Source organism: Bacillus sp. JZ105 (genome assembly GCF_053903125.1).
Window position 1 is genome coordinate 2471194 of sequence record NZ_CP096387.1, and the last position, 24728, is coordinate 2495921.

The 24728-nt window shown below is 42.9% G+C and carries 22 protein-coding genes, 1 other RNA gene and 1 other annotated feature; of the genes, 4 read left to right on the forward strand and 19 right to left on the reverse strand.

Features of this window, described 5'->3' with window-relative positions:
- Positions 1-6 precede the first annotated feature (6 nt).
- Together M1D81_RS12725 and cymR are read right to left on the reverse strand one after the other, a co-directional pair.
- Positions 7-1149, reverse strand: a complete 1143-nt coding sequence (locus M1D81_RS12725) for a cysteine desulfurase family protein (protein ID WP_041086402.1) — start codon at positions 1147-1149, stop codon at positions 7-9.
- An 18-nt stretch (positions 1150-1167) separates the two neighbouring features.
- Positions 1168-1587, reverse strand: coding sequence for a cysteine metabolism transcriptional regulator CymR (cymR, locus tag M1D81_RS12730; protein WP_024423125.1), 420 nt, complete (start codon positions 1585-1587; stop codon positions 1168-1170).
- A gap of 208 nt (positions 1588-1795) precedes the next feature.
- Here cymR and M1D81_RS12735 point away from each other — a divergent pair, with 208 nt between their 5' ends.
- On the forward strand, positions 1796-3061 hold the full coding sequence (locus tag M1D81_RS12735; RefSeq protein WP_456266714.1) for a replication-associated recombination protein A: 1266 nt from the start codon (positions 1796-1798) through the stop codon (positions 3059-3061).
- Positions 3062-3094: 33 nt separating this feature from the next.
- On the opposite strand, the gene M1D81_RS12740 is transcribed toward M1D81_RS12735, so the two are convergent.
- The 5 genes from M1D81_RS12740 to M1D81_RS12760 form a co-directional block, all read right to left on the reverse strand.
- Positions 3095-3859, reverse strand: coding sequence for a tRNA threonylcarbamoyladenosine dehydratase (locus M1D81_RS12740; RefSeq protein WP_024423127.1), 765 nt, complete (start codon positions 3857-3859; stop codon positions 3095-3097).
- 92 nt (positions 3860-3951) lie between these two features.
- Positions 3952-4132, reverse strand: a non-coding RNA gene (gene ssrS / locus M1D81_RS12745) — 6S RNA.
- A gap of 81 nt (positions 4133-4213) precedes the next feature.
- Positions 4214-5992, reverse strand: coding sequence for an aspartate--tRNA ligase (gene aspS, locus M1D81_RS12750; protein WP_456266713.1), 1779 nt, complete (start codon positions 5990-5992; stop codon positions 4214-4216).
- Between the two features lie 18 nt (positions 5993-6010).
- Entirely contained in the window at positions 6011-7285 is a 1275-nt protein-coding gene (gene hisS / locus M1D81_RS12755; protein ID WP_024423129.1) for a histidine--tRNA ligase, read from the reverse strand.
- Positions 7286-7358: 73 nt separating this feature from the next.
- Positions 7359-7598 (reverse strand) — a binding site (T-box leader).
- A 58-nt stretch (positions 7599-7656) separates the two neighbouring features.
- Positions 7657-7827: a YrzK family protein gene (locus M1D81_RS12760; RefSeq protein ID WP_003216250.1), complete on the reverse strand. Its 171-nt coding sequence runs from the start codon at positions 7825-7827 to the stop codon at positions 7657-7659.
- Positions 7828-7964: 137 nt separating this feature from the next.
- Between M1D81_RS12760 and M1D81_RS12765 the strand changes: the two genes are divergently transcribed.
- Positions 7965-9545 (forward strand): SH3 domain-containing protein, encoded by a 1581-nt coding sequence (locus tag M1D81_RS12765; RefSeq protein WP_456266712.1) that lies wholly within the window; start codon positions 7965-7967, stop codon positions 9543-9545.
- A gap of 97 nt (positions 9546-9642) precedes the next feature.
- Here the strand turns inward: M1D81_RS12765 and dtd are convergent, their stop codons facing one another.
- From dtd to M1D81_RS12805, 8 genes are all read right to left on the reverse strand, one after another.
- Positions 9643-10086 carry a D-aminoacyl-tRNA deacylase gene (gene dtd / locus M1D81_RS12770; RefSeq protein WP_456266711.1) on the reverse strand — a complete coding sequence of 148 codons (444 nt, stop codon included), beginning with the start codon at positions 10084-10086 and terminating at the stop codon, positions 9643-9645.
- 18 nt (positions 10087-10104) lie between these two features.
- Positions 10105-12315 carry a RelA/SpoT family protein gene (locus M1D81_RS12775; protein WP_456266710.1) on the reverse strand — a complete coding sequence of 737 codons (2211 nt, stop codon included), beginning with the start codon at positions 12313-12315 and terminating at the stop codon, positions 10105-10107.
- A gap of 142 nt (positions 12316-12457) precedes the next feature.
- Positions 12458-12970, reverse strand: a complete 513-nt coding sequence (locus tag M1D81_RS12780) for an adenine phosphoribosyltransferase (RefSeq protein WP_024423133.1) — start codon at positions 12968-12970, stop codon at positions 12458-12460.
- A 23-nt stretch (positions 12971-12993) separates the two neighbouring features.
- Positions 12994-15318: a single-stranded-DNA-specific exonuclease RecJ gene (recJ, locus tag M1D81_RS12785; protein ID WP_456266709.1), complete on the reverse strand. Its 2325-nt coding sequence runs from the start codon at positions 15316-15318 to the stop codon at positions 12994-12996.
- Positions 15319-15399: 81 nt separating this feature from the next.
- Positions 15400-15750, reverse strand: coding sequence for a LapA family protein (locus M1D81_RS12790; RefSeq protein WP_456266708.1), 351 nt, complete (start codon positions 15748-15750; stop codon positions 15400-15402).
- Positions 15751-15851: 101 nt separating this feature from the next.
- Entirely contained in the window at positions 15852-16340 is a 489-nt protein-coding gene (locus M1D81_RS12795) for a cation:proton antiporter regulatory subunit (protein WP_456266707.1), read from the reverse strand.
- Positions 16341-16728: 388 nt separating this feature from the next.
- On the reverse strand, positions 16729-18951 hold the full coding sequence (gene secDF / locus M1D81_RS12800; protein WP_456266706.1) for a protein translocase subunit SecDF: 2223 nt from the start codon (positions 18949-18951) through the stop codon (positions 16729-16731).
- Between the two features lie 41 nt (positions 18952-18992).
- On the reverse strand, positions 18993-19289 hold the full coding sequence (locus M1D81_RS12805) for a post-transcriptional regulator (RefSeq protein WP_456266705.1): 297 nt from the start codon (positions 19287-19289) through the stop codon (positions 18993-18995).
- Positions 19290-19405: 116 nt separating this feature from the next.
- Between M1D81_RS12805 and spoVB the strand changes: the two genes are divergently transcribed.
- The gene (gene spoVB / locus M1D81_RS12810; protein ID WP_041107054.1) at positions 19406-20956 is read left to right on the forward strand and encodes a stage V sporulation protein B; all 1551 of its coding nucleotides are present in this window, start codon (positions 19406-19408) and stop codon (positions 20954-20956) included.
- 1 nt (position 20957) lies between these two features.
- On the opposite strand, the gene M1D81_RS12815 is transcribed toward spoVB, so the two are convergent.
- On the reverse strand, positions 20958-21620 hold the full coding sequence (locus M1D81_RS12815; protein ID WP_076840397.1) for a DUF421 domain-containing protein: 663 nt from the start codon (positions 21618-21620) through the stop codon (positions 20958-20960).
- A 152-nt stretch (positions 21621-21772) separates the two neighbouring features.
- On the opposite strand from M1D81_RS12815, the gene M1D81_RS12820 reads away from it, so the two are divergent.
- Positions 21773-22150: a TIGR04086 family membrane protein gene (locus M1D81_RS12820; RefSeq protein WP_024423140.1), complete on the forward strand. Its 378-nt coding sequence runs from the start codon at positions 21773-21775 to the stop codon at positions 22148-22150.
- A gap of 48 nt (positions 22151-22198) precedes the next feature.
- Here the strand turns inward: M1D81_RS12820 and yajC are convergent, their stop codons facing one another.
- The 3 genes from yajC to queA are packed head-to-tail and all read right to left on the reverse strand — an operon-like array spanning position 22199 to position 24717.
- On the reverse strand, positions 22199-22465 hold the full coding sequence (gene yajC, locus M1D81_RS12825) for a preprotein translocase subunit YajC (protein WP_008360993.1): 267 nt from the start codon (positions 22463-22465) through the stop codon (positions 22199-22201).
- Between the two features lie 46 nt (positions 22466-22511).
- A complete protein-coding gene (tgt, locus tag M1D81_RS12830) occupies positions 22512-23657 on the reverse strand; it encodes a tRNA guanosine(34) transglycosylase Tgt (RefSeq protein ID WP_024423141.1) in 1146 nt (381 codons plus the stop codon).
- A 31-nt stretch (positions 23658-23688) separates the two neighbouring features.
- Entirely contained in the window at positions 23689-24717 is a 1029-nt protein-coding gene (gene queA, locus M1D81_RS12835; protein WP_456266704.1) for a tRNA preQ1(34) S-adenosylmethionine ribosyltransferase-isomerase QueA, read from the reverse strand.
- Positions 24718-24728: the final 11 nt, after the last annotated feature.

Here is a 24728-nt window from a genome sequence, read left to right on the forward strand (position 1 = left end):
AAGCATTTATTTGGCTAGGCGTTTGACAACAGCCGCTATCTTACGTGCCGCCTGCTTCACATGATCCTCTTCATTCCCAAGACCGAAGCTTATTCTGACTGAGGACGTCAGCTCTTTTGCTTCTTCGCCATACATGGCGCTTAACACGTGCGAAGGAAGGACAGATCCAGCCGTACATGCCGATCCGCTTGAAACAGCAATTCCTTCCATATCTAAATTCACAAGCAGCGATTCAATGGAGACGCCCGGGAAATGAACATTTAAAATGTGCGGCAATGTCTCTTTCGGATGTCCATTGATAGAGAAATTGAGAGATTCCTCTTCGAATACTTGCAGCATGGTTTCTTTGAGCTTACCATAATGCATCGCTTTTTCTCTTCTATTTTGCTTCGTTAATTGAACAGCTTCTGCAAGCCCAACAATTCCTGCCACATTTTCAGTGCCAGCACGGCGCTTTCTTTCTTGTTCGCCTCCGAATATTTGCGGAGAAAGTTTCACGCCTTCGTTTACATATAAAAAACCTGTTCCCATCGGACCATTCAGCTTATGGCCAGAAGCAGATAAAAGATCAATATGGAGATCTGCTGCATCAATGGGCACTGTGCCAAACGCCTGCACTGCGTCTGTATGAAAATGAGCAGTGTGATCACGCAGAAGTTCGCCAATGGCTTTGATTGGCTGAATCACCCCTGTTTCATTATTGCCGTACATGACGGTCACAAGAATCGTATCATCTCTCAATGCTTGTTTTAATTGATCAAGATGAATCAATCCTGTTTCGTCCACATCTAAATATGTCACTTCAAATCCTAGTTTCTCTAGACGTTCACATGTATGCAGCACCGCATGATGCTCTGTTTTCACTGTGATGATATGTTTTCCTTCATGCTGTCTTGCCATGGCAACACCTGTGATTGCCAGGTTGTCCGCTTCGGTTCCACCGCTTGTGAGGATGATCTCCTGCGGTTTACAGTGTAATTCTCCTGCAATGACTTCTCTTGCTTCATCGAGCCACTTTCTTGCCTCGCGCCCATATGAATGAATACTAGAGGGATTGCCAAATATCTCTGTAAAGTACGGCATCATCTTGTCCACAATACGCTGATCCATCGGCGTTGTGGCCGCATGATCTAAATAGATTCGTTCCATTTCCGGTACACCTCTGATCTAAATATAGAACATATACGAGTCTTGATCCCCGTCATCTGTGTAGCTTGCCAAGTCTTCAAGAGTTGTATTGTCTAGTACGTCTTTTACTGCATCACGAATACGAATCCACAGTTCACGCTTTGCTGGTTCTTCGTTTTCGATGACTTCAACAGGACTAATGGGTCCTTCTAATACACGAATAATATCACCTGCTGTGATCTCGTTTGGTTCATGTGCAAGAACATAGCCGCCATACGCTCCGCGGATACTTTTTACAAGACGGGCATTGCGGAGTGGTGATACAAGCTGCTCTAAATAATGCTCAGACAAATCATTGTTTTGAGCGATTGATTTTAAGGATGTAGGGCCTTCGCCATGTTTTTTGGCTAATTCGATCATGATCGTCAGACCATATCTGCCTTTAGTTGATATTTTCAAGTTAAACACCTCTGCGTTTTCTATTCTATGTCATCAATTATTTTTCTGATTTCATATACGCTGATATATAGACCAAAAGCAATTATATCATACTTTCAGCCAACTTTCATTTACGGGTTCCGAGCATGATAGAAGGACGAATCCCTTTTCTATTTGAAGAAATTTCGGTACTCTATACAAACAAGACATTGCTATAGGAGAGATAATTATGAAACCTTTAGCGTACCGGATGCGCCCAAGTCATATTGAAGACATTATTGGGCAGGAGCATCTTGTTGGAGAAGGTCAAATTATTAGGCGAATGGTCGAGGCAAAACATTTATCCTCGATGATTTTATATGGACCGCCGGGCATCGGCAAAACATCGATTGCAACCGCGATTGCTGGCAGTACAAGCATTGCTTTTCGAACGCTGAATGCGGTCATTCATAACAAAAAGGATATGGAAGCTGTTGCCGCTGAAGCGAAAATGAGCGGCCAGGTGATCCTTATTTTAGACGAAGTCCACCGGCTTGATAAAGGAAAGCAGGATTTTCTTCTTCCTTATTTAGAAAATGGCATGATCATTTTAATTGGGGCAACGACGGCTAATCCCTATCATGCGATCAATCCTGCCATTCGAAGCCGGACACAAATATTCGAACTGAAGCCGCTTGAAACAGAGCAAATCAAAACTGCGTTAACAAGAGCCTTACAGGATGAACATCGCGGGCTTGGCGGCTATGAGGTGACAGTGGACGATGAAGCGATGAATCATTTTGCCAATGGATGCGGAGGAGACGTGCGTTCTGCTTTAAATGCACTCGAACTCGCTGTCTTATCGACAAAAGCGGATGAGACAGGGCATATCACAATCACTCTTGCCGCAGCAGAAGAATGCTTACAAAAAAAGAGCTTCTCACATGACAAGAATGGTGATGCTCATTATGATGTCCTCTCGGCTTTTCAAAAATCCATTAGAGGATCTGATACAGATGCGGCGCTGCATTACCTTGCCAGACTAATCGAAGCAGGAGACCTTGAAAGTATTACAAGGAGATTACTCGTGATGGCTTACGAGGACATTGGCTTAGCCAGTCCGCAGGCAGGCCCCCGCGTGTTAAGCGCAGTACAAACAGCAGAAAGAGTCGGTTTCCCAGAAGCACGAATTCCGCTGGCGAACGCAGTGATTGAGCTGTGTCTTTCTCCTAAGTCTAATTCGGCATATAAGGCGATTGATGCGGCACTTGGTGACATTCGTACAGGGAAAATTGGAGAAGTTCCAGTTCATTTAAAAGATGCTCACTACAAAGGCGCTACAGCACTCGGAAGAGGCGTCGATTACTTATACCCGCATGATTACGAAAACGGCTGGGTGAAGCAGCAATATTTACCTGATCCGCTGAAAAACAAGCAATACTATGTACCGAAACAAACCGGAAAATTTGAAGGTGCATTGAAACAGGTCTATGAAAATTTAAAACGCCAGAAATAAAAAAAGCCCCCTGCATGTCAGCAGGCGGGCTGTTTATTTATCCTTCACACGTGTAATCGGAATATCTTTTAAAAGCTTCATAATGACATGACCACCCATGATCAGTCCGGCAACAGACGGAACGAATGCATTAGATGATGGCGGCATTTGCGCCTTGCGAATCTTCGCTTCATCATTTCCAACTTCTTTTCTGACATCTTCGCGAATGACAATTGGACTTTCATCAGAGAAAATGACTTCAATTCCTTTACGAATCCCTTCCTTACGCAAACGTGTTCTCACAACTTTTGCAATAGGATCGGTATGTGTTTTTGAAATATCATCAATTTTGAAGCGTGTCGGATCTGTTTTGTTCGCAGCTCCCATACTTGAAATGATGTTCACCCCTCGTTTCAGACACTCTTTCATTAAATGAATTTTATAGTGAATGGTATCTGAGGCATCAATGACATAATCAAGCGGATACTCAAAAAATTGCTCGTATGTTTCCTCTGTATAAAACATCTTCAGCGCAACAACTTCACATTCTGGATTAATATCAGCGATTCTCGCCTGCATTAAGTCAACCTTTGGCTGGCCAACTGTTGATAGCAATGCTGGAAGCTGACGGTTTACATTTGTAATATCAATATCATCTTTATCAACAAGAACAATACGGCCAACGCCTGAACGCGCGAGTGCCTCTACTGCGAATGAACCAACGCCGCCCACACCAAGCACTGCAACTGTACTGTTTTTTAGTATATTTAAGCCTTCCTTGCCAATGGCAAGCTCGTTTCTTGAAAACTGATGTAACAAGTGCCTCACTCCACCTTTATTTAAAATGAATCGAAAGAATCATATCATATTCAGACTTCTCCGTCATCCTTCTCTAAAAGAAAAAAACACAAAAAAGTCCCGATGACGCCGCCAGCATTTCCTTCGTTTTGAACCCCGCACCATGCAGGTGGGTGCTTTCTTCCTGACTTTATAAGTCCTCTAAAGAGGCATTTATGCAGAAAGGAAAGGCAAGCTCCCGTATAAAAAAATGTTCGGTCAAAACTAGGTAACCACCGTACGTATCAGGACTTTATTGATTGATTGATTGATGAAAGCATATCATAGGCATATTTCTTTTTCAAGCGTTTACATCCCTATAAACATGCGCCTATTTTACTGTTTTACTTTTGTTTTAATCGCTAAACTCAGCTCATCAAGCTGCGCCTCGCTTACATGGCCAGGGGCATCTGTAAGAACGCAGCTCGCACTTGCCGTTTTCGGGAATGCGATCGTATCTCTTAAGTTAGAGCGGCCTGCAAGCAGCATCACTAAACGGTCAAGCCCAAGCGCGATTCCGCCATGCGGAGGAACACCATGCTCAAACGCATCGAGCAGGAAGCCAAATTGTTCGTAAGCTTCTTCTTTTGAAAAACCAAGTAAGCCAAACATCTTTTCTTGAATGTCCTTTTCGAAAATACGAATAGAACCGCCGCCAAGCTCGTAGCCATTCAGCACAAGATCGTAAGCCTGGGCCTTCATGTCTTCTGGGCTTGTTTCAATTAATTCAAGATCATCGCGAACCGGCATTGTGAATGGATGATGGGCAGCATAAAAGCGGCCTTCTTCTTCATCCTTTTCAAGCAGCGGCCAATCGACAACCCATAAGAAATTGAATACAGATTCATCGATCAGTTCAAGCTCTTTACCAAGTTTTAAGCGAAGTGCACCAAGTGCATCATGGACAACAGACGTCTTATCTGCAACAAAGAGTAAAAGGTCGCCTTCTTCAACTTGCAGCTGTTCCTTTAATTCAGCTTGCTTTGCTTCATCAAAGAATTTAGCGATCGGACCTTTTAATTCAGTCCCTTCTGCTTTTAGCCAAGCTAGACCTTTTGCACCGTAGTTCGCTGCAAATGCACCGAGTGCATCAATGTCTTTTCTTGAGTAGTTCGCTGCAGCCCCTTTGACATTAATGGCTTTCACAGCTCCACCATTTTTCACAGCTCCGCTAAACACTTTGAAATCTGAGTCTTTTACTGTGTCTGAAATGTTCACTAGCTTCATCTCAAAGCGAGTATCCGGCTTATCAGATCCATAAGAATTCATCGCTTCATCGTATGTCATACGAGGTAATGGCAATGTAAGGTCTACACCTTTGACATCTTTCATCACCTTCGCCATCATCTCTTCAGCAAGCGTCATGATGTCCTCTTGACTCATAAAGGACATTTCAATATCGACTTGTGTAAATTCCGGCTGGCGGTCAGCACGCAAATCTTCATCTCTAAAACAGCGGGCAATTTGATAATAACGGTCCATCCCAGAAACCATCAACAATTGTTTAAATAATTGCGGAGACTGAGGCAGTGCATAAAATTCTCCCTCGTGTACACGGCTTGGAACAAGATAGTCACGCGCACCTTCTGGCGTACTTTTCGTTAAAATTGGTGTTTCAATGTCTAGAAAGCCGTTGTCGTCTAAGAAATGGCGGAATGCTTTTGTGACTTCATGTCGCATTTTCATTGTTTCAAACATTGCAGGGCGGCGAAGATCCATGTAACGATATTTTAAACGAACATCTTCTGATACCTCGTCTGCTTGGTCTGAAATCACAAATGGAGGAGTCTTCGCTTCATTTAAAACGGTGACCGTTTCGACTTGAATTTCAATTTTTCCCGTTTTTAAATTTGGGTTGATCGTTGCTTCTTCTCTTGCGACAACCGTTCCTTTAATATCAAGAACATATTCATTACGAATTGATTCTGCTGTCTCAAGCGCCTCTTTTGATAAGTCTGGATTGAAGACAACTTGTACAATCCCTGTACGGTCGCGCAAATCAATAAAGATTAATCCGCCTAAGTCACGCCTTTTTTGAACCCATCCTTTTAATACAACTGACTGACCGATTTGGTCTTCTGTTACTTCTCCACAATAAAAAGTTCTACCAAACACAAACATTCCACTCCTTCTTTACGCTTTCTGGTGGGCCTTCAACATTTGAATCAGCTCATCAAGCTTCACTTCAATTTGTTCACCCGTTGTCGTATCTTTCACATTCACAATTTGCTGCGCTAGCTCATCTTCACCAAGAACTGCAATAAATTTGGCTTTTAATCGATCAGCCGCTTTAAATTGTCCTTTTAGTTTCTTCCCTGTATAGTCCATTTCACTTGAGATACCTTCTTTTCTCAGACGGTTTAATAATGAAACAGAATAATCCTTCGCTTCATCTCCGAGAGCAGCAATGTATAGATCAATACCATCTTGCAGAGGAAGCTCAATTCCTTCAGCATCGATCGCAGATAAGAAACGCTCAATACTCATCGCAAATCCAATCCCTGGTGATTCAGGACCGCCAATTCCTTCAACGAGTCCATCATAACGGCCGCCGCCGGCTAATGTTGTAATCGCACCAAAGCCTTCTGCATTACTCATGATCTCAAATGCTGTGTGATTATAGTAATCAAGACCGCGTACTAAATTTGGATCGACGACATACTCAATGCCTATATCTGATAAGTATTGTTTGACCTTTTCAAAATACGTCCGTGATTCTTCATTTAAGTAATCTTGAATGGATGGAGCGGTTGTCATCAGTTCATGATCACGATCCTTTTTACAATCAAGAATACGCAGCGGATTTTGATGTAAACGCGTTTGACAGTCGTGACAGAATTCCTCAATTCTTGGTTCAAAGTGCTTGACTAGTGCTGTGCGGTAGTCTGCACGGCTCTCTTTGTCACCAAGGCTGTTAATGACGAGCTTTAAGTTAGAAAGACCTGCTTTCTCATACACACTCATCGCAAGCGAAATGACCTCTGCATCAATAGCAGGATCCTTGGAACCAATCGCTTCGATTCCAAATTGATAAAATTGACGATATCTTCCGGTTTGCGGACGTTCATAGCGGAACATTGGTCCGATGTAATAAAGCTTTGTTGGCTGAGCCGGCTGTGCAAACAATTTATTTTCAACATAAGAACGGACGGTTGAAGCTGTTCCCTCTGGACGAAGTGTGATGCTGCGTCCTTTTTTGTCTTCAAATGTGTACATCTCTTTTTGAACGATATCAGTTGATTCGCCTACTCCCCGTGCAAACAGCTCAGTATGTTCAAAAATCGGTGTGCGGATTTCTTTGTATTGAAAGGCTGCACATGTATCTCTCGCAATTTGTTCAACATACTGCCAGCGTTCTGACTCTCCAGGTAAAATATCCTGTGTGCCTCTTGGAATATTAAAACTCATTTTTCGTCCTCCTACGACCATCATTCATTTTTTATGTGGACATATAAAAAACCCCCGCCTCTACTATGTGTATAGTAGGGACGAGAGTTATACCCGTGGTGCCACCCTAGTTGGAACATGATCCAGCCATGTTCCCGCTCAAATCCTTAACGCAGATTCACGTTCTCCGCCTATTGACTCATTTTTAGAGCGTTCAGCAGGAAACCTACAGAGTGTTCTTTCGTGATAAATGCCATGCGGATTCGCTTTCAGCCTAAGGCGAGTCCTCTCTGCTCACGCAATTTACCCTACTATTCTCTATCATCAGTTCCACATTTTAAATTTTCAAGTGTGTTGATTTATATTATAATAAGGTCGGTGCTGCCACTCTGTCAACCCTTGCCGTGCCTCTTTTTCTTTTCCAGCTCTTCTTTTGACGTACATCCGTATTCAGATGCGGTTTCTTCAAGGAAGCCTGGCTGATCCATTTCGTCGTGCTGCCAGCGGTCGATATCACGATGTCCATTATATTGCACTCGTCCTAATTTTCTGCTTAATCTCATGTTTGTACATCCTTTTATCACATTTTTATTTAGTATAAACAGATTGATTCATTTTTATTAGGGAAACTGCAAGGAATTCATCCACTACATAACGAATTAACATTCATCGGTTTTACAAGGGAGGGGAAAACACCGTTTTGAATCTGAAAAAACACAATCAAATGATGATGCTGCTTACTTGTTTTGTTCTCATCGCGAGTTCTTTGCCTATGACACATGCTACAGCACAAACAGATCAAGCTGTTGTCGCAACAGATGAAATCAATGTGAGAACGGGCCCTGGTTTAAGCTACGGAATTGCAGCTGTTGTGAAACGCGGCGAAAGTTATCCTATTCTCACTGAACAAGGAGAATGGGTGCAGATCCAATTATCAAACGGACAAAAAGGCTGGGTCGTCTCATGGCTGATTACCACATCATCCGGCGCTCAAAAATCCGCGAAGCCAAAGGCGCAAGGTCAAAGCACGGCTGGAGGCAGTACAATTACATCGACAGCTTCCGATCTTCGCATCCGGACAGGCCCTGGGACTTCCTATCAAGTGATTGGTACTTTCCCGCAAGGCGCTACCGCTAAAAAGCTCGAGACAAGCGGCGAATGGACGAAAATTTCGTATAAACAAGCAGAAGGCTGGGTTCACTCTGATTATGTTTCAGGGGGGCAGAAAACTTCTCAATCAAGTTCCGGCGATTCCTCTCGCTCTAACGAGACAGGCACAGTTGGCGTATCGAGCTTGAATGTACGACAATCGGCCGCACCAAATGCACAAGTCATCGCTTCACTTGCCCGCAACACACAGATCACCATTTTGCGAGAGCAGAACGGCTGGTATGAAATTGAGGGGAAAGGCGTAAAAGGCTGGGTTGCAAGCTATTACATTGTCACAGGCAAAGGAGCAGGCTCTGCACCTGAAAAGAGTTCATCCTCTTCGGCTTCTGAGCAAAAAGCATACATTGTCTATGACGGCACCAACATTCGAAAAAGCGCTTCTACCTCTGCTGGGATTGCAGAAAGAGCAACAAAAGGAGCTGCCTATCAAATTGTTCGGACGCAAGGTGACTGGTACGAGGTGACACTATCAAACGGCGGAACTGGCTACGTGGCGAGCTGGGTCGTTCAAACGAAGAAAAATAGCAGCGAAGCGCCAAGACCTCAGCAGGATTCATCGTCTGGAACTGGTTCTTTAAAAGGAAAAACAATTGTTCTTGATCCTGGTCATGGCGGAAAAGACAGCGGCACGATTGGCGCAGACGGTGCATTTGAAAAGAACATCACCATCAAAACCGCCAATTTACTGGCAGGCAAATTAAGGGCTTCTGGTGCAAATGTATATTTAACAAGAAGTGATGATACCTTTATCAGCCTTCAATCAAGGGTGGCAACATCCCATTACCGAAATGCAGATGCATTTATTAGTCTTCATTATGATAGTTTTATGGACCAAAGTGTTAGAGGAAGTACGGCGTATTATTATCACGCAGCAAAAGATCAGCAGTTAGCGTCAAGCGTTCATTCCGAAGTCGCAAAACGCTCTCAAATCCCTGATAAGGGTGTCAAATTTGGAGATTACTTTGTTTTAAGAGAAAACAAACGCCCTTCCCTTTTATATGAACTCGGGTACTTAAGCAATCCTCAGGAGGAAGCGATCATTTATAGCGCCTCTTACCAAGAACGAGTCACAGAAGGAATGACTGAAGGATTAAAACAATATTTCCGTTAAAAAGAAAGAGGCCTCTGCGCCTCTTTTTTGTTTGACCGCAAAAGAAAAAGACTCTAAACAAACTCCCGCATGAGTTCATCTACAGTCTAAAGAGAATCTATTCTTTGCTGTCCATCAAGATCGTGACCGGTCCTGAATTGGTCAATGACACGTCCATCATCGCACCAAAACGGCCAGTTTCGACATGGATGCCTTTTTCTCTAAGGGTTTTATTGAAACATTCATAAAGCGAATTGGCTGCATCCGGCTTGGCGGCTTTCATAAAATTCGGCCGTCTGCCCTTTCTCGTATCACCATAAAGAGTAAATTGAGATACAGACAGAACGCATCCTTTTATGTCCAATAATGAACGATTCATTTTCCCATTTTCATCTTCAAAAATACGTAAATGTGCAAGTTTTTCAGCTAAGTAAAGCACATCTTCTTCTGTATCTTCGTGTGTGACACCAACGAGCACCATATAACCTTCGCTTATGGCACCTGTGATCTCTTCTTCTACTTTCACAGATGCATTTGTCACACGCTGCACAACAAGCCTCATAGACGATATACTTCCTTTCTAATTCATGAATCGGCGAACAGAGTAAATGTCTTTGATTTGTTTAATGCGTTCGACTACTTTGTGCAAATGATTAATATTTTGGATAAAGATCGCCATATGGATCGTCGCCACTTTGTTACGGTCAGACTTCCCAGAAACAGAGGAGATGTTCGTTTTGGTTTCGTTAACTGCTTGAAGCACCTCATTGAGTAAGCCGCGTCTATCATATCCTAATATTTCAATTTCCACATTGTATTCTTTACGGTTTTGAGCAGGCTGCTCATGCTCCCACTCGACCGGAATTAACCGCTCCTGCGCTTCTCCTGTCTTCACGTTCGGACAGTCCTCACGGTGAACAGATACGCCTCGGCCCTTTGTAATAAAACCGACAATGCTATCGCCAGGAACAGGGTTACAGCACTTAGATAAGCGGACAAGCAGGTTATCAATCCCTTTGACTCTTACGCCAGCTTCCCGTTTTTTCCCGTGATACGTCTTTGGTTCCACCGTCACTTCTTGAACGGTTTTCTCTTGCTCTTCTTGATCTCTTTGTTTTCTTTCTTTTTCTGTTAAACGATTGGCGACCTGCAGTGCAGTAATGCCGTTATATCCAACGGCCGCATACATGTCCTCTTCGTTTGAAAAGTTAAATTTGTCAGCCACCTTTTGCAGGTTTTCAGGTGTAAGAATATCTTTGACATCGAACTCAAGGTTTTTGATTTCTTTTTCCACGAGCTCTCGGCCTTTTTCGACATTTTCTTCACGGCGCTGTTTTTTGAAAAACTGTCTGATCTTGTGCTTCGCTTGGGAGGTTTGGGCAAGTTTGACCCAATCCTGACTTGGCCCGTAGCTGTGCTTTGATGTCAGAATTTCAATAATGTCACCTGTTTTTAGTTTGTGATCGAGTGTGACCATCTTGCCATTGACCTTGGCACCAATCGTTTTATTCCCAATTTCCGAGTGAATCCGGTAAGAGAAATCAATCGGAACTGAGCCCGACGGCAGTTCAATGACGTCTCCTTTTGGCGTAAACACAAACACCATATCAGAGAAGAGATCGATCTTTAACGACTCCATAAATTCTTCTGCATCTGTGGATTCGTTTTGGAATTCAAGAATTTCTCTAAACCAAGAGAGCTTCTTCTGGAAGACCGCTTCTTCCGTTGATTCTGCTGACTCTTTGCCTTCTTTGTATGCCCAGTGTGCCGCAATCCCGTATTCTGCAATTTCATGCATTTCCACTGTACGGATTTGAACTTCAAGCGGATCACCTTTTGGCCCAATCACCGTTGTATGAAGAGACTGGTACATGTTCGGCTTTGGCATCGCAATATAATCCTTAAACCTGCCTGGCATCGGCTTCCAGCATGTATGGATAATTCCGAGCACCGCATAACAGTCTTTAATGCTATCGACCAAAATACGAACGGCAAGCAGATCATAAATTTCATTAAACTGCTTATTTTGCAAGACCATTTTGCGATAAATGCTATAAATATGTTTTGGTCTGCCAGAAAATTCAGCCTTGATGTTCACCTCAGACACGCGGTCTTTCACTTCATTGACAACCTCGTCCAAGTATTCCTCACGTTCCGCTCGTTTGCGCTTCATCAGATTCACAATCCGGTAATATTGCTGCGGATTTAAATAGCGGAGTGCTGTATCTTCAAGCTCCCACTTAATCTTTGAAATCCCTAATCTGTGCGCAAGCGGTGCAAAGATTTCAAGTGTTTCATTTGAAATTCTCCGCTGCTTTTCCTGCGGAAGGTGTTTGAGCGTTCTCATATTATGAAGACGGTCTGCCAGCTTAATCAAGATCACGCGAATATCCTGCGCCATTGCAACAAACATTTTTCGATGGTTTTCGGCCTGCTGTTCTTCTTGTGATTTATATTTAATCTTCCCGAGCTTTGTGACACCATCAACAAGCATTGCTACTTCTTCGTTAAAATGCTCTTTTAAATCCTGTAATGTCACATCTGTATCCTCAACTACATCGTGCAGAAAACCGCCTGCAATGGTTGATGGGTCCATTTCAAGGTCAACAAGAATACCCGCCACTTGAATTGGATGGATAATATAGGGCTCACCAGATTTCCGGTATTGCTCCTTGTGTGCATTTTCAGCATATTCATATGCTCGCTCTATAAATTGAATATGTTCAGCGGACAGGTATTCTCTTGCCTTGTCAATGACCTGCTGCGCCGTTAAAACTTGTTCGTTCGCCATGGAATCACCTTTTTAAATGAAAACTGTATTGTAGTTTATTATCAAGAAAAATTCGATAGATGTAAAGAGAAGAAGTCCGCTAAAAGATTTTTGATAGGAAAAAAGCACCCTTCTTACTGAGTGCTTTTTACGAAAAACTCCATTAGTATTGCATTAACGTCATGATGTCGTAGCCGTCAAGCTTCTTTCTGCCGTCCAGATACGTCAGCTCAATCAAAAATGCAATCCCTGCCACAACGCCGCCTAATTCCTCTACAAGCTTGATGGACGCTTCAATTGTTCCACCAGTTGCCAGTAAGTCATCTGTAATCAGGACACGCTGACCAGGACGAATCGCATCTTTATGAATCGTTAATACATCTTTACCATATTCCAAGCCGTAATCGACTTTAATGACTTCACGAGGAAGCTTTCCTTCTTTACGAACCGGTGCAAAACCTACACCAAGTGCGTATGCTACAGGGCAGCCAATAATGAATCCACGCGCTTCAGGTCCAACAATGAGATCAATGTCTCTTTCCTTCGCGTATTCAACGATTTGATCCGTTGCATAACGGTACACTTCGCCTTTATCCATTAACGTTGTAATATCTTTAAATTGTACACCTTCCTTTGGGTAGTCAGGTACAACTGTCACATATTGTTTTAAATCCATCTTTTCCTTTTCCTCCTCGTACGTCAAAGCACAGGTGAGACTTCGCTCATCATGCTATTCAGCCATTCCTTCAGCTCTTTAGCTGAGGAATATGTTAGTGTTTGATCAAGTTCCATCAATCGTTGTTTTGCTGTATAGGACGCTGACGCCGTTAAATCTTTTTTAGGGGCATCAAGTACTATTGACAGCACACCATTCTCTATTTTAACAAAACCGAGTTCAAAAAACACCTTTGTCATAAAAATGATTGTATCTTTTGTCCAGCCTCTATGTTTGGCAAGCTCCATTCCTTGTTCTTTAATAGGAAAACTTCCCCGTTTAAACAAGAACCCATAAAACCATTTGAATTGGTCACGGCTTGGGAAAGAGGACATAAAATGATCTTCTTTTCTTTGAAAAACCGTATAAATTCTCGCAGGCTTTTGATTTTCTAAAAGCTGCTTCAGCAATTGCTCATCTGCGGGAACATCTGCAAAGACCACATACTTTCCTTGTACATCAAATGTTGATACATTTTCTGCATGAACATGATGAATGGGGAGATCGACATCCTGTTTTGTTGCTTCATCAAAACAGACTACCAAAGATTTTTCTGAATCAAGTGTCGAAACTTTCTTCTCCCAATCCTTTTTCCCGCGCAGATCAAACAGCTGCCATTCATCAACTCGTGCATCTTTTAGCATCAGCTGGGGCTTCTTGCGATTATTCCATTCATTAACGGACATTTCCCCAATTACAGAGATGCGGCTTCCCGGGACAATTTCTTCTTTTAATTTCCCTTGGTGAAAGCCGACACAGTCAAGCAGTGTGTCTTCGTCTTTCAGAGACATTTTAATATGGTTGTGATTTGCCCCAATCGTTCGGATATCTTCAAGCTTCGCATCTTCAATCATAATGAACGGTTTTGGGTTTGACATACCAAATGGTGACAGCATCCCCGCTTCTTCAATCGCTTGAACCGTCAATTCGTCTACTTTGCACACGGCATCGACCCGCTGAATTGGAATAAAATCTTCTTCCGTCAATGTTTCATTTGCATATTGATTTAATCTTTCTCTTAGTAAAGCGACATCATCCGCTCGAAGTGTCATCCCTGCTGCCATCGGATGCCCGCCGAAATGCGGCAGGATGTCGCGGCATTTGCTTAGATGGAAAAATAGATCGAAGCCAGGAATACTCCGGGCTGATCCTTTTGCCATTTGCGTCTCTTCATCTATTCCAAGCACAATCGCCGGACGAGAAAAAGTATCCGTCAATTTAGAGGCAACAATTCCGACAACGCCCGGATTCCAGCCAGCTTTCGCTACAACGATCGCAGACTGGTCATCACCTGCCTCTTCCACCATTTGAATGGCTTCTTCTGTGATCGTACTGACAATCTTTTGCCGTTCTTTATTCAGTTCCTGTACAAAACGAGCGAGCTCTTCTGCTTCATCCTTATCCTCAGTCATCAGAAGATGGACGGCGGGATCTGCCTGTTCAATTCGCCCAACAGCATTCAGCCTTGGCGCAATTTGAAAGCCGACCGTTTCCTCGCTCGCTTCTTCTAAAGTGGCTCCCGCTTCTTTCAATAACGCTTTCAGCCCCGGTCTATTCGACTGCCGAAGCTGCACAAGCCCTTTTTTGGCGAGCCATCTATTCTCATCATGAAGCGGTACGAGATCCGCGATTGTACCGATTGCTGCAAGATCTAACAGCTGAACTGGCAGCTCTCCAAGAAGTGCATGCGCCACTTTAAACGCGACACCTACACCAGCAAGTTCTTTAAAGGGATACTCACAGCCAGGCTGCTTAGGATGGACAATGGCAAGTGCCTCAGGCAGCTCCTCACTTGGTTCATGGTGATCTGTAATGATCAGGTCTAACCCTATTTTTTTTGCAATACGTGCTTCATTTACAGCAGCAATGCCTGTATCAACCGTGATGACAAGCGATGCTCCTTGCTCCTTGATATATCGAAAAGCCTGTTCATTCGGTCCATAACCTTCTTTAAATCGATCTGGAATATAAAAGTCTACTATCGCAGACCGCTCTTTTAATGTATGTAAAAGTACAGACGTACTTGTCACACCATCTGCATCATAGTCTCCGAAGATCACAACCGATTCCTGCTCTTCGATCGCTTTGTTGATGCGCTCTACTGCTTCTTTCATTCCTTTTAATAGGAATGGATCATGAAATTCGGCTTTTTGATCAAATAAAAAAGACCTCGCCTCTTCTACTTCTTCAAGTCCTCTTTTTACGAGAAGCGATGCAGTCAGCGCTGAAATATTCAGATTTTCAGAGAGTGATTTCACTTTTTCTTCGCTCGGATGTTCATATTCCCAGCGCATTTTGGATAATAACATAAATTCACCCCTCAACCACACTATTATACTAGAGTGGCCTGAGGGGTTTCAATTTTTATTTTATGAAATTGTGCTGGAAGATTATTTTTCCTTCCGGTCAAATGATGCTGGCTGTTCTTTTAAAGGCGTAACATGAGATTTCTTTTGAAGATCTTTGTCTGCCTTTTTCGTCGCAGCAGGAGATGCAGCGGCTGCACGCTCAGCTTTTAGTGCCTTTAGTTCACGTTTCAGTTTCACAATTTGGAAGATCCCTGCAAATGCCACAATCAGTCCGCCCATTAAAACTGAACCGATAATGACAAGGATCAGCGGCCATTCAGCCGTTCCAAATAAGTAGTGTACCTCGACAGGCCGTACATTAATCACGGCAAATACTGAGACAATTAATACGAAAATAAATGCGAGTATGATGGTCCATTGTTGTTTATTCATCTACAAATCCCCCAAGCTTTTTCTTTTATTCTTCCCTTTTCACTGCCTTTTTTAAACACCGATAGAAAGCAGTGGAAGAAAACCTATCAGCATGGGCATCATCAGCTGCTGAGTTTTTCTTTAATCAAATTCTTTAATTCTTTTCTTTCTCCAGAAATGACAAGGGTATCCCCTTCTTCGATGATGGTATCTGGTCCTGGATTTAAAATCTTCTTATGTGATTTTCTCACAATGGCGATGACTGTTACTTGATAGTTTTGGCGAACATTGAGGTCACCGATGCTTCTCTGAACTGCTGGTGCATTATTTTCAATTTTAAACCATTCAATCACCAGTTCATCAATGGCTACCTCTACGGTTTCAAGCGCTTTCGGCTTATAGACCATGCCGCCTAAAATAGCCGCGATTTGTCTTGCTTCTTCATCGTTTAGCAGGATGCCAGAAATCGTTTCTTCATGGTCGTCCTCCTGAAAATGATACATTTCTCTTCTGCCGTCATCATGTGTAATGATGGCAAGCTTCTCATTATTTCTTGTGATCATTTCGGCTTTATGACCGATACCTGGCAGTTCAGTTTCCCGAACCTTCATAACAGCCCCTCCAATGAATAAAGCCAAATGCCTAAACAGACACCCGCTTTCTATACTGGTCTAAACGTAAGTCATTATAGCAAAAGACCATTTTAAGATCAATGAAACCCGAAATGTTTTTTCAAAGCGTCTACTTTTCGGGAAAAACCGATAGAAAAAGACTGCCGAAAAAGGCAGTCTTTCATATTGTTGACAAAGGGCTAAAATGATTTTTATTTTAGCCCTTTGTCTTCTTTTCAGCGTGATAGAAAACCTTTGCAGTCTAGGAAGGACGAGTACCGGCGCGGAGCGAATTTGACATTCGTGAGCACCGGCACGCAGGCCTGACACCGAATGCGAGGGTTTGTCTACACGCTGAAAGACTGCCGAAAAAGGCAGTCTTTCTAGATTAAATATCTGTATCTATCTTAGCTGGTTTTTTCAGCTCACGGCCTTTCCACATCAGCCAAATTTGTGCTGCGATATAAAGGGATGAATACACCCCTGTTAATAAGCCGACAAGTAAGGCGATAGAGAAGTTTGTAATCGACGCTGATCCGAAGATAAGCAGTGCGACAACAACGACAACTACAGTCAGCACCGTGTTGACAGATCGCGTGAAGGTTTGCTGTAAGCTTAAGTTCACAATGTACGATAGATCTTCAATGGTTTTCGGTTTACGTTTCTTCATTTGTTCACGAACCCTGTCGAAGGTAACGATCGTGTCGTTGATCGAGTACCCGATGACTGTGAGGATCGCGGCAATGAAGGTGACATCCACCTCTAAGCGCGTAATACTAAAGAAGGCGACAATAAAGAATGCATCGTATAGCAATGAGGCAATCGCCGCAATCGCCATTTTATATTCAAAGCGGATGGATACATATATAATGATCCCAATAGAAGCAATAATAACAGCATATAATGCATTACGGGCAAGCTCTTTTCCGACAGTCGGAGACACTGTACTTACGTTTGGCTCAGTGCCATATTTATCTTTGAAGTAATCTTTTACTTCAGCAATCTTTTCTTTGTTTGGCACACCGACAAACCGCGCGGCTGCCTGGTTTTCTTTTTGACCCGATAACACGACACTGTCCGTCTCAAGACCAAGCTTTTTAAAGTCTTGCTCTACTTGTGCAGTTGTCAGCTTGTGATCGCTTTGAACATCAATTCTCGTTCCACTAGCAAAGTCAATACCAGCATTGAGCTTGAAGATCGAAAGGACGATGATTCCCGCAATAGTAACAGCTATAGAGAAAATCATAAAGCCTTTACGTTTGCTGACGAAATCCCATTTATCAAACGGCGTTTTCGGTTCGGTATTTTCTGTTGTTTCATGAATACTCATGATGTCTTTTTCGCGGACACCAAACCAGCCTTTTTTGCGGTCGAGCGCGCGGCTTTCTACAAGCAGTCCAAGAAGGAATCTTGATAGGAATACAGCCGTGATAAAGCTTGTTAAAATCGAGAGGATGAGCATTGTTGCAAATCCTTTTACAGAGCTTGTCCCGAAGAAGAACAGCACTCCGCCGGCAATAATACTAGTTAAGTTTGCATCAAAGATGGTCGCAAATGATCTGCGGTTCCCTGATCTAAAAGCAGAACGGACAGATTTGCCGAGCTTCAGCTCTTCTTTGATCCGTTCATAAGTAATAATGTTGGCATCAACAGCCATCCCTACCCCTAAAATGAGTGCGGCAATTCCAGGCAGTGTCATGACCGCGCCCATCCAGTCAAACACTTGCAGCGTAATGTAGATATAAGCTGAAAGTGTGATGACAGCTATAAGACCAGGTAATCGGTAATAAAACAGCATGAATAAGAAGATAAATGCGATTCCTACTATTCCTGCGAACACTGTTTCGTTCAGTGCTTGTTCACCAAACTGTGCACTCACAGATGTGGAATATTTTTCTGTTAATTTTACTGGCAATGCACCGGCATTTAAAATACTTGCAAGGTCTTTTGCCTCTTGGACAGTGAAATTCCCTTCAATTTGTACGTCACTGCTGTTAATCTCTTGGTTCACATTTGGTGCAGATACATACTTGTGGTTTGATTTTGAGACTTCTTTTTTGAAGGAATCTCCTTTGTGGTAATCAAGCCAAATGACAAGCTGATTATTTGGTGCCATCGCTGCTACTTTTCTTGTGACGTCACCAAATTTTTTCGCATCTTTTAGTTTGACCGTCACAATTGGCTCATTCGTTTGACTGAATGTTTGTTTTGCACTGTTTTCGACTAGGTCAGCCCCATTAAGGAGTTCTTTATCATTCGTATCTCTGAAGGATAGCTGCGCTTCAGTGGAAAGAATCTCCCTTGCTCTGTTTTGATCTTTTACCCCCGCAAGCTGCACGCGGATACGATTGTTGCCTTCAATCGAGATGTTCGGCTCACTTACTCCAAGCACGTTCGCTCTTCGGTTAAGAGCCTCCACAGTACTAACGAGAACACTATTTGTGATCTTGTCCTCTTTTTTCACTGGATGTACATCATACAGGACTTCAAATCCACCCTGTAAATCCAGCCCTAGCGTCATATCTTTCGCAACAGGCTTTGTCAGTAAGCCTACGCCAGTTCCGATTAACAGAACCACTAAGAAAAACGCAAGAATGCGCCCTTTTTTCATTATGTATTTCCTCCTTAAACACCTGAATCCATTAAGATGGCTTATTTTAACAGTTCATCAAGCATATTCTTGCCATCTTCACTGTCCAAAAAAGCAGACGTTTTAAACGACTGAACGGTTGCATAGTTCATAAATTCGCCTATTTTCACAGATAAAATATCTGCAACCATTTCATGAATCGGATACTCTTGTTTTTTCTTCCACTTCTTATTCTCTAAGTATGACCATAATTCCTCTAAATCTACATCTTTATAGCCCAAAACGATGAATTCTTCAAGCTTACTGAACAGAAAAGGCTTTAAATGGTCTTTGTAAATAGCAGCTGGGTGTTGTGACATTGCGTAGCTCCCCCTTTTCAGTTTTTTATCGAGAGACTTGTCATGCTTGGACGATATACACGCATATCTTATTGTATATGATTCTATGTCGTTTGAGAAGGCAGGTGATCTGTGATTTGACGAAGCAGACGTTTTTAAAGGGGACCATTATTTTAATTTTAGCAGGTTTTATCACGAGAATATTGGGTTTTGTCAATCGAATTGTCATTGCGAGGTTCATTGGCGAAGAAGGGGTCGGGCTTTATATGATGGCTGCACCTACCTTTTTTCTCGCCGTGACGCTCACACAATTCGGACTGCCTGTCGCCATTAGTAAGCTTGTCGCAGAAGCAGAAGCCCGGGGTGACAAACAGAAAACCAAACGTATTCTGGTCATGTCCCTTGCGATAACAGGAACACTCAGTCTGATTTTCACGCCGCTCTTTTTATGGTTTGCGCCCATCATGGCAGAAAATATGCTGACAGACCCTAGAACGGTCTATCCACTGCTGGCTATTACACCTGTCGTACCAGTCATCGCCATTTCCAGTGTGTTAAGGGGCTATTTCCAGGGCAGACAGCAAATGAGTCCGCTTGCGATGTCTCAAGTTCTGGAGCAGGTCGCAAGAATTTCGCTAGTGGCGGTATGTACAACGGCTTTCCTTCCTTACGGGATTGAATTTGCGGCAGCAGGTGCGATGGTGTCATCTGTGATTGGAGAGATGATTTCACTTGCTTACTTACTGATCGCCTTTCGCTATAAAAAGACCATTCGTATTCGAAAACGATTTTTTAAGGCGATTCATGACGGGAAGGACACATTTAAACAGCTGATGAGCATTGCCCTGCCAACAACAGGCAGCCGTTTTATCGGGAATATTTCATGGTTTTTAGAGCCGATTGTTGTCGCGCAAAGTCTTGCCATTGCTGGATATGCGGCTGTTGAGGCGACAAGGCAGTACGGGGAGTTGACCGGACTTGCTCTGACCCTTTTGACACTGCCTAGTTTTATTACGTATTCACTCTCTACTGCATTAGTTCCGGCGATCAGTGAAGGAATGGAGCAGAACAAACGTAAAACGGTCGAATACCGGCTGAAGCAGGCAATGCGCCTTTGTTTACTCAGTGGAGGCATTTCATGTATTATTCTTTTCGTTTACGCAGAAGATTTAACGCTCTTTATGTATGGTTCGTCGCACGCCGCCATATATGTGAAATTTATGGCGCCATTTTTCCTTCTATATTATTTTCAGGGACCTCTTCAAGCCGTACTTCAAGCACTCAATTTAGCTGGTGCGGCGATGACCAACAGCTTGATAGGTGCAATTGTGAAAACAGGGATGATTTTTGTTCTTGCTTCACAGCCAGGCTTTGGCATTATGGGCGCTGCACTTGCGATCTTAATCGGCATCATCCTTGTCACACTGCTCCATGCGGCAACTGTTGGAAAGGTGCTGCCTATTCATTTACCATTAAAGGAATATGGACTATGCGTCCTTGTGATAATCGGTACAGGTGCTGTCAGCCTTTGGCTGAAATCTCAAGTAAATGGACTCTTTTCTGCTCCTATTGAACTTGTGACACTCATTTTTGTTACGTGCACGCTGTATGTCATTCTATTAATCTGCCTAGGTCTAGTGAAACGAGAAGAGCTGCGCCGCATCCCGTTCGTTGGGAAGCTGTTTTAGCTCATCTCTTTTTGATCACTTCATCTTTCAAATCAATATAAAATGTTTTTTGATTAAAGCTGCAGTAAGAGATTTGTTCGATATCATGATAGCCTCTTTTAGCAAGCTCATCTTTCAGCCACTGTTCATTTTGATTGATTTGCTTTAGGTGGTCATGCTGCACCACACCATCCGCAACAAGTGGAAGCTCAAGCGCTGCATGTTTGCGCTTGTTTTCTTTTTCGACGACGGCGAGCTTTCCAGACGGCTCTAATATGGCGTATGAGACATCCTGAATGCTGTCAATGTTATTTTCTCTTAATTGAATGAGCAGGTCATCAAAATTGTATCGCTGTTTTCTCATTGCACCCTCGTCTATTTTTCCATTGATGATAAGCAGGGCCGGTTTTCCGTCAAGAAAACGCCGGACGCCTTGGAATTTCAAGGAGAGGTAGGCAAGTGTGATTTGAATGAAGGTTAACAGCAGGATTGGCCATACCGTATGTAACATGTGATCCTCTACTTCTTCTATGGCGAGAACCGCAATTTCTGCGATCATCATAAAAATGACTAGATCTAAAATGCTCAGCTCGCCAATTTCCCTTTTGCCCATTAAGCGAAATATAAACCAAATAAGAAAATATAAGATGATGGTTCTCATGGAAATGATCAAGATGTCCTGCATGTGATGTAAACCCTCCTTCTCCAACATAGCTTGTGTCAAAACACTTTATTTATGTAGAAAAGAAACGTCTGAAACATGTCTATTTTTTCTTCACTGTGAATACATTTTAGTAAAAGACAAGCTTCGTTCAATTGGAGAGGAGACGAATCTACATGCAGGAAACGAAACAAATTGGAAAAGGCATTTTATCCGGCTTAATTGCCATTTTTATCGTGATGGTTGTCACAAGTTTACTTGTGTCGCTCATGCTTACATTCACAAGTATGCAGGAATCATCATTTAAATGGATGATTATGATTTTGTCCTTTGCTGCCCTTTTATTAGGAGGCATCATTTCTGGCGGGAAAGCAAAGGAGCGCGGCTGGCTGATTGGTGCGGTCACATCTATCATTTTTTCTCTCACTGTCTTTTTATTTCAATATTTGGGGTTTGGAAAAACGTTTTCACCAGAGCAGTTTATCTATCATGGAGCATTTTTAGGCATTTGTATGCTGGGGGGAATGATTGGCGTCAACCTTCGAGGCAAATAAAAAAAGAGCGGTCATATCGCTCTTTTTTTATGGCTATGTATCAGAGGATTAGCCTTTGTCAGCTAATTCTCTAATAGCACGACGATCGAAAGTTAAACGGTTGTTTTCGCTTGTTTTGATGACCACTTTTGATTCATCAATTGAGTCGATTTCACCGTGTAAACCACCGATTGTGACGATTTTATCGCCTTTTGATAAAGATTGCTGCATCTGACGCACAGCTTTCTGTTGCTTTTGCTGTGGACGGATTAACAAGAAGTAAAGCACAGCAAACATGACAACAATCATAATGATTGAACCCATACCACCATCCATTCTATTTCACCCCTTTCTAAAGTATTGTAAAGCCTTTCGTTTATGGTTAAAAGTTTTTCGCATTCGGTTTGTTAAAGCCGTAACGCTCAAAAAACTCTTCTTTAAAATCACCTAAACGATCCTCACGGATAGCTTCTCTCACTTGCTCCATTAATTTTAACAGAAAATGAAGATTATGATAAGTTGTTAATCGAATTCCGAACGTTTCATTTGTTCGGATGAGATGTCTAATATAGGCGCGTGTATAGTTTTTACATGTATAGCAGTCGCAGTTTTCATCGATTGGTCTAAAGTCACGCTCATATTTTGCATTTTTCACAACAAGACGGCCTTCACTTGTCATTAAGGTACCGTTTCTTGCAATTCGCGTCGGCAGTACGCAGTCAAACATATCTACACCGCGAATGGCGCCATCAATTAAGGAATCTGGTGAGCCGACACCCATTAAGTACCTCGGTTTGTCTGCTGGTAAAAATGGTGTTGTAAACTCAAGTACACGATTCATCACATCTTTTGGTTCCCCTACAGATAAGCCTCCGATGGCGTAGCCTGGAAAATCAAGTGAAACAAGGTCTTTTGCACTTTGTTTTCGAAGCTCTTCGTATTCTCCGCCTTGGACAATCCCAAACAGCCCTTGATCCTCTGGACGCTGGTGCGCTGTTAGACAGCGCTCTGCCCATCTGCTTGTCCGCTCCACAGAACGTTTCATGTAATCGTACTCTGCAGGATACGGCGGGCATTCATCAAATGCCATCATAATATCAGAGCCAAGTGCATTTTGGATGTCCATGGCTTTTTCAGGAGATAGGAACAGCTTGTCTCCGTTTAAATGATTACGGAAGTGAACGCCTTCTTCTTCAATTTTTCTAAATTCACTCAATGAAAAAACTTGGAATCCGCCTGAATCTGTTAGAATTGCTCGATCCCAGTTCATAAATTTGTGCAGACCGCCCGCTTCTTTTACGATATCGTGACCTGGACGGAGCCATAAGTGGTACGTATTGCTTAAGATGATGCCTGCATCCATAGCCTTTAATTCTTCAGGCGCCATTGTTTTGACTGTAGCCAGTGTACCTACTGGCATAAATACAGGTGTTTCAAAGGAGCCGTGCGGTGTATGAACGCGGCCAAGACGTGCACCTGTCTGTTTGCATGATTTAATGAACTCATAACGTATCGGTAATTGCGACAAAAATGAGCCCTCCTGTCTTCGTTGTATAATGTTATTGAATCAGCATGGCATCGCCAAAGCTGAAGAATCGGTATTCCTCTTTCACAGCCTCATTGTACGCTTTTAGTACGTGCTCTCGTCCAGCTAATGCGCTGACAAGCATAATTAACGAGGATTTTGGCAGATGGAAATTCGTGATCATGCCATCAATTGCCTTGAATGTGTAGCCAGGGTAAATAAAGATCGACGTCCAGCCGCTTGAGGCTTTGAACTCACCATCATGTGCACTTGCAATGGTTTCAAGCGTTCTTGTCGACGTTGTACCGACTGAAATAATCCGTCCGCCTTCCTTGCGAACGCGATTAAGCTCATCAGCTGTTTCTTCATTCATTTCATAAAACTCTGCGTGCATTTCGTGTTCTTCAATACGTTCTGCACTTACCGGACGAAACGTGCCAAGCCCTACGTGCAGCGTAATGAAAGCAATGTGTACACCTTTCGCTTTCAGCGCATCCAGCAGCTCGGTTGTAAAGTGGAGACCGGCAGTTGGCGCAGCAGCGGAGCCAACCTCTTTTGAATAAACGGTTTGATAGCGTTCACGGTCGTCAAGCTGCTCTTTAATATATGGAGGCAGCGGCATTTCACCAAGTGATTCAAGCACTTCATAAAAAATGCCTGTATATCGAAACTTTACTTTTCTTCCGCCATGTTCCATTTCCTCTGTACATACAGCTTGGAGCCGTCCATCACCAAATGTGATAACGGTCCCTTTTTTCACCCGTTTGGCTGGTTTGACAAGTGTTTCCCAGTTGTCTCCTTCTTCTTGTTTCAATAGAAGCAGCTCAACTTTGGCACCTGTATCCTCTTTCATACCAAACAGACGTGCAGGCAGAACGCGCGTATTGTTTAGAACGAGACAATCACCTTTTTGAAAATAATCGATGATTTGTGAGAATGTATCATGTGTAATCGCACCCGTTTGTTTGTTTAAGACCATCAGTCTTGATGCATCTCTTTTTTCAAGCGGCACTTGTGCAATCAATCTTTCTGGTAAATCAAAATCAAATAGTTCTAGCTTCATTTCCTTCACCT

Coding starts and splice junctions, on each gene's coding strand:
- M1D81_RS12725 (WP_041086402.1), bottom strand. CDS start 1,149: ATGGAACGAATCTATTTAGATCATGCGGCCACAACGCCGATGGATCAG.
- M1D81_RS12735 (WP_456266714.1), top strand. CDS start 1,796: ATGAAACCTTTAGCGTACCGGATGCGCCCAAGTCATATTGAAGACATT.
- hisS (WP_024423129.1), bottom strand. CDS start 7,285: ATGAGTTTTAATATTCCAAGAGGCACACAGGATATTTTACCTGGAGAG.
- M1D81_RS12760 (WP_003216250.1), bottom strand. CDS start 7,827: ATGAGATTAAGCAGAAAATTAGGACGAGTGCAATATAATGGACATCGT.
- dtd (WP_456266711.1), bottom strand. CDS start 10,086: ATGAGGCTTGTTGTGCAGCGTGTGACAAATGCATCTGTGAAAGTAGAA.
- M1D81_RS12775 (WP_456266710.1), bottom strand. CDS start 12,315: ATGGCGAACGAACAAGTTTTAACGGCGCAGCAGGTCATTGACAAGGCA.
- M1D81_RS12780 (WP_024423133.1), bottom strand. CDS start 12,970: ATGGATTTAAAACAATATGTGACAGTTGTACCTGACTACCCAAAGGAA.
- recJ (WP_456266709.1), bottom strand. CDS start 15,318: ATGTTATTATCCAAAATGCGCTGGGAATATGAACATCCGAGCGAAGAA.
- M1D81_RS12790 (WP_456266708.1), bottom strand. CDS start 15,750: ATGAATAAACAACAATGGACCATCATACTCGCATTTATTTTCGTATTA.
- M1D81_RS12795 (WP_456266707.1), bottom strand. CDS start 16,340: ATGAAGGTTCGGGAAACTGAACTGCCAGGTATCGGTCATAAAGCCGAA.
- secDF (WP_456266706.1), bottom strand. CDS start 18,951: ATGAAAAAAGGGCGCATTCTTGCGTTTTTCTTAGTGGTTCTGTTAATC.
- M1D81_RS12805 (WP_456266705.1), bottom strand. CDS start 19,289: ATGTCACAACACCCAGCTGCTATTTACAAAGACCATTTAAAGCCTTTT.
- M1D81_RS12815 (WP_076840397.1), bottom strand. CDS start 21,620: ATGCAGGACATCTTGATCATTTCCATGAGAACCATCATCTTATATTTT.
- M1D81_RS12820 (WP_024423140.1), top strand. CDS start 21,773: ATGCAGGAAACGAAACAAATTGGAAAAGGCATTTTATCCGGCTTAATT.
- yajC (WP_008360993.1), bottom strand. CDS start 22,465: ATGGATGGTGGTATGGGTTCAATCATTATGATTGTTGTCATGTTTGCT.
- queA (WP_456266704.1), bottom strand. CDS start 24,717: ATGAAGCTAGAACTATTTGATTTTGATTTACCAGAAAGATTGATTGCA.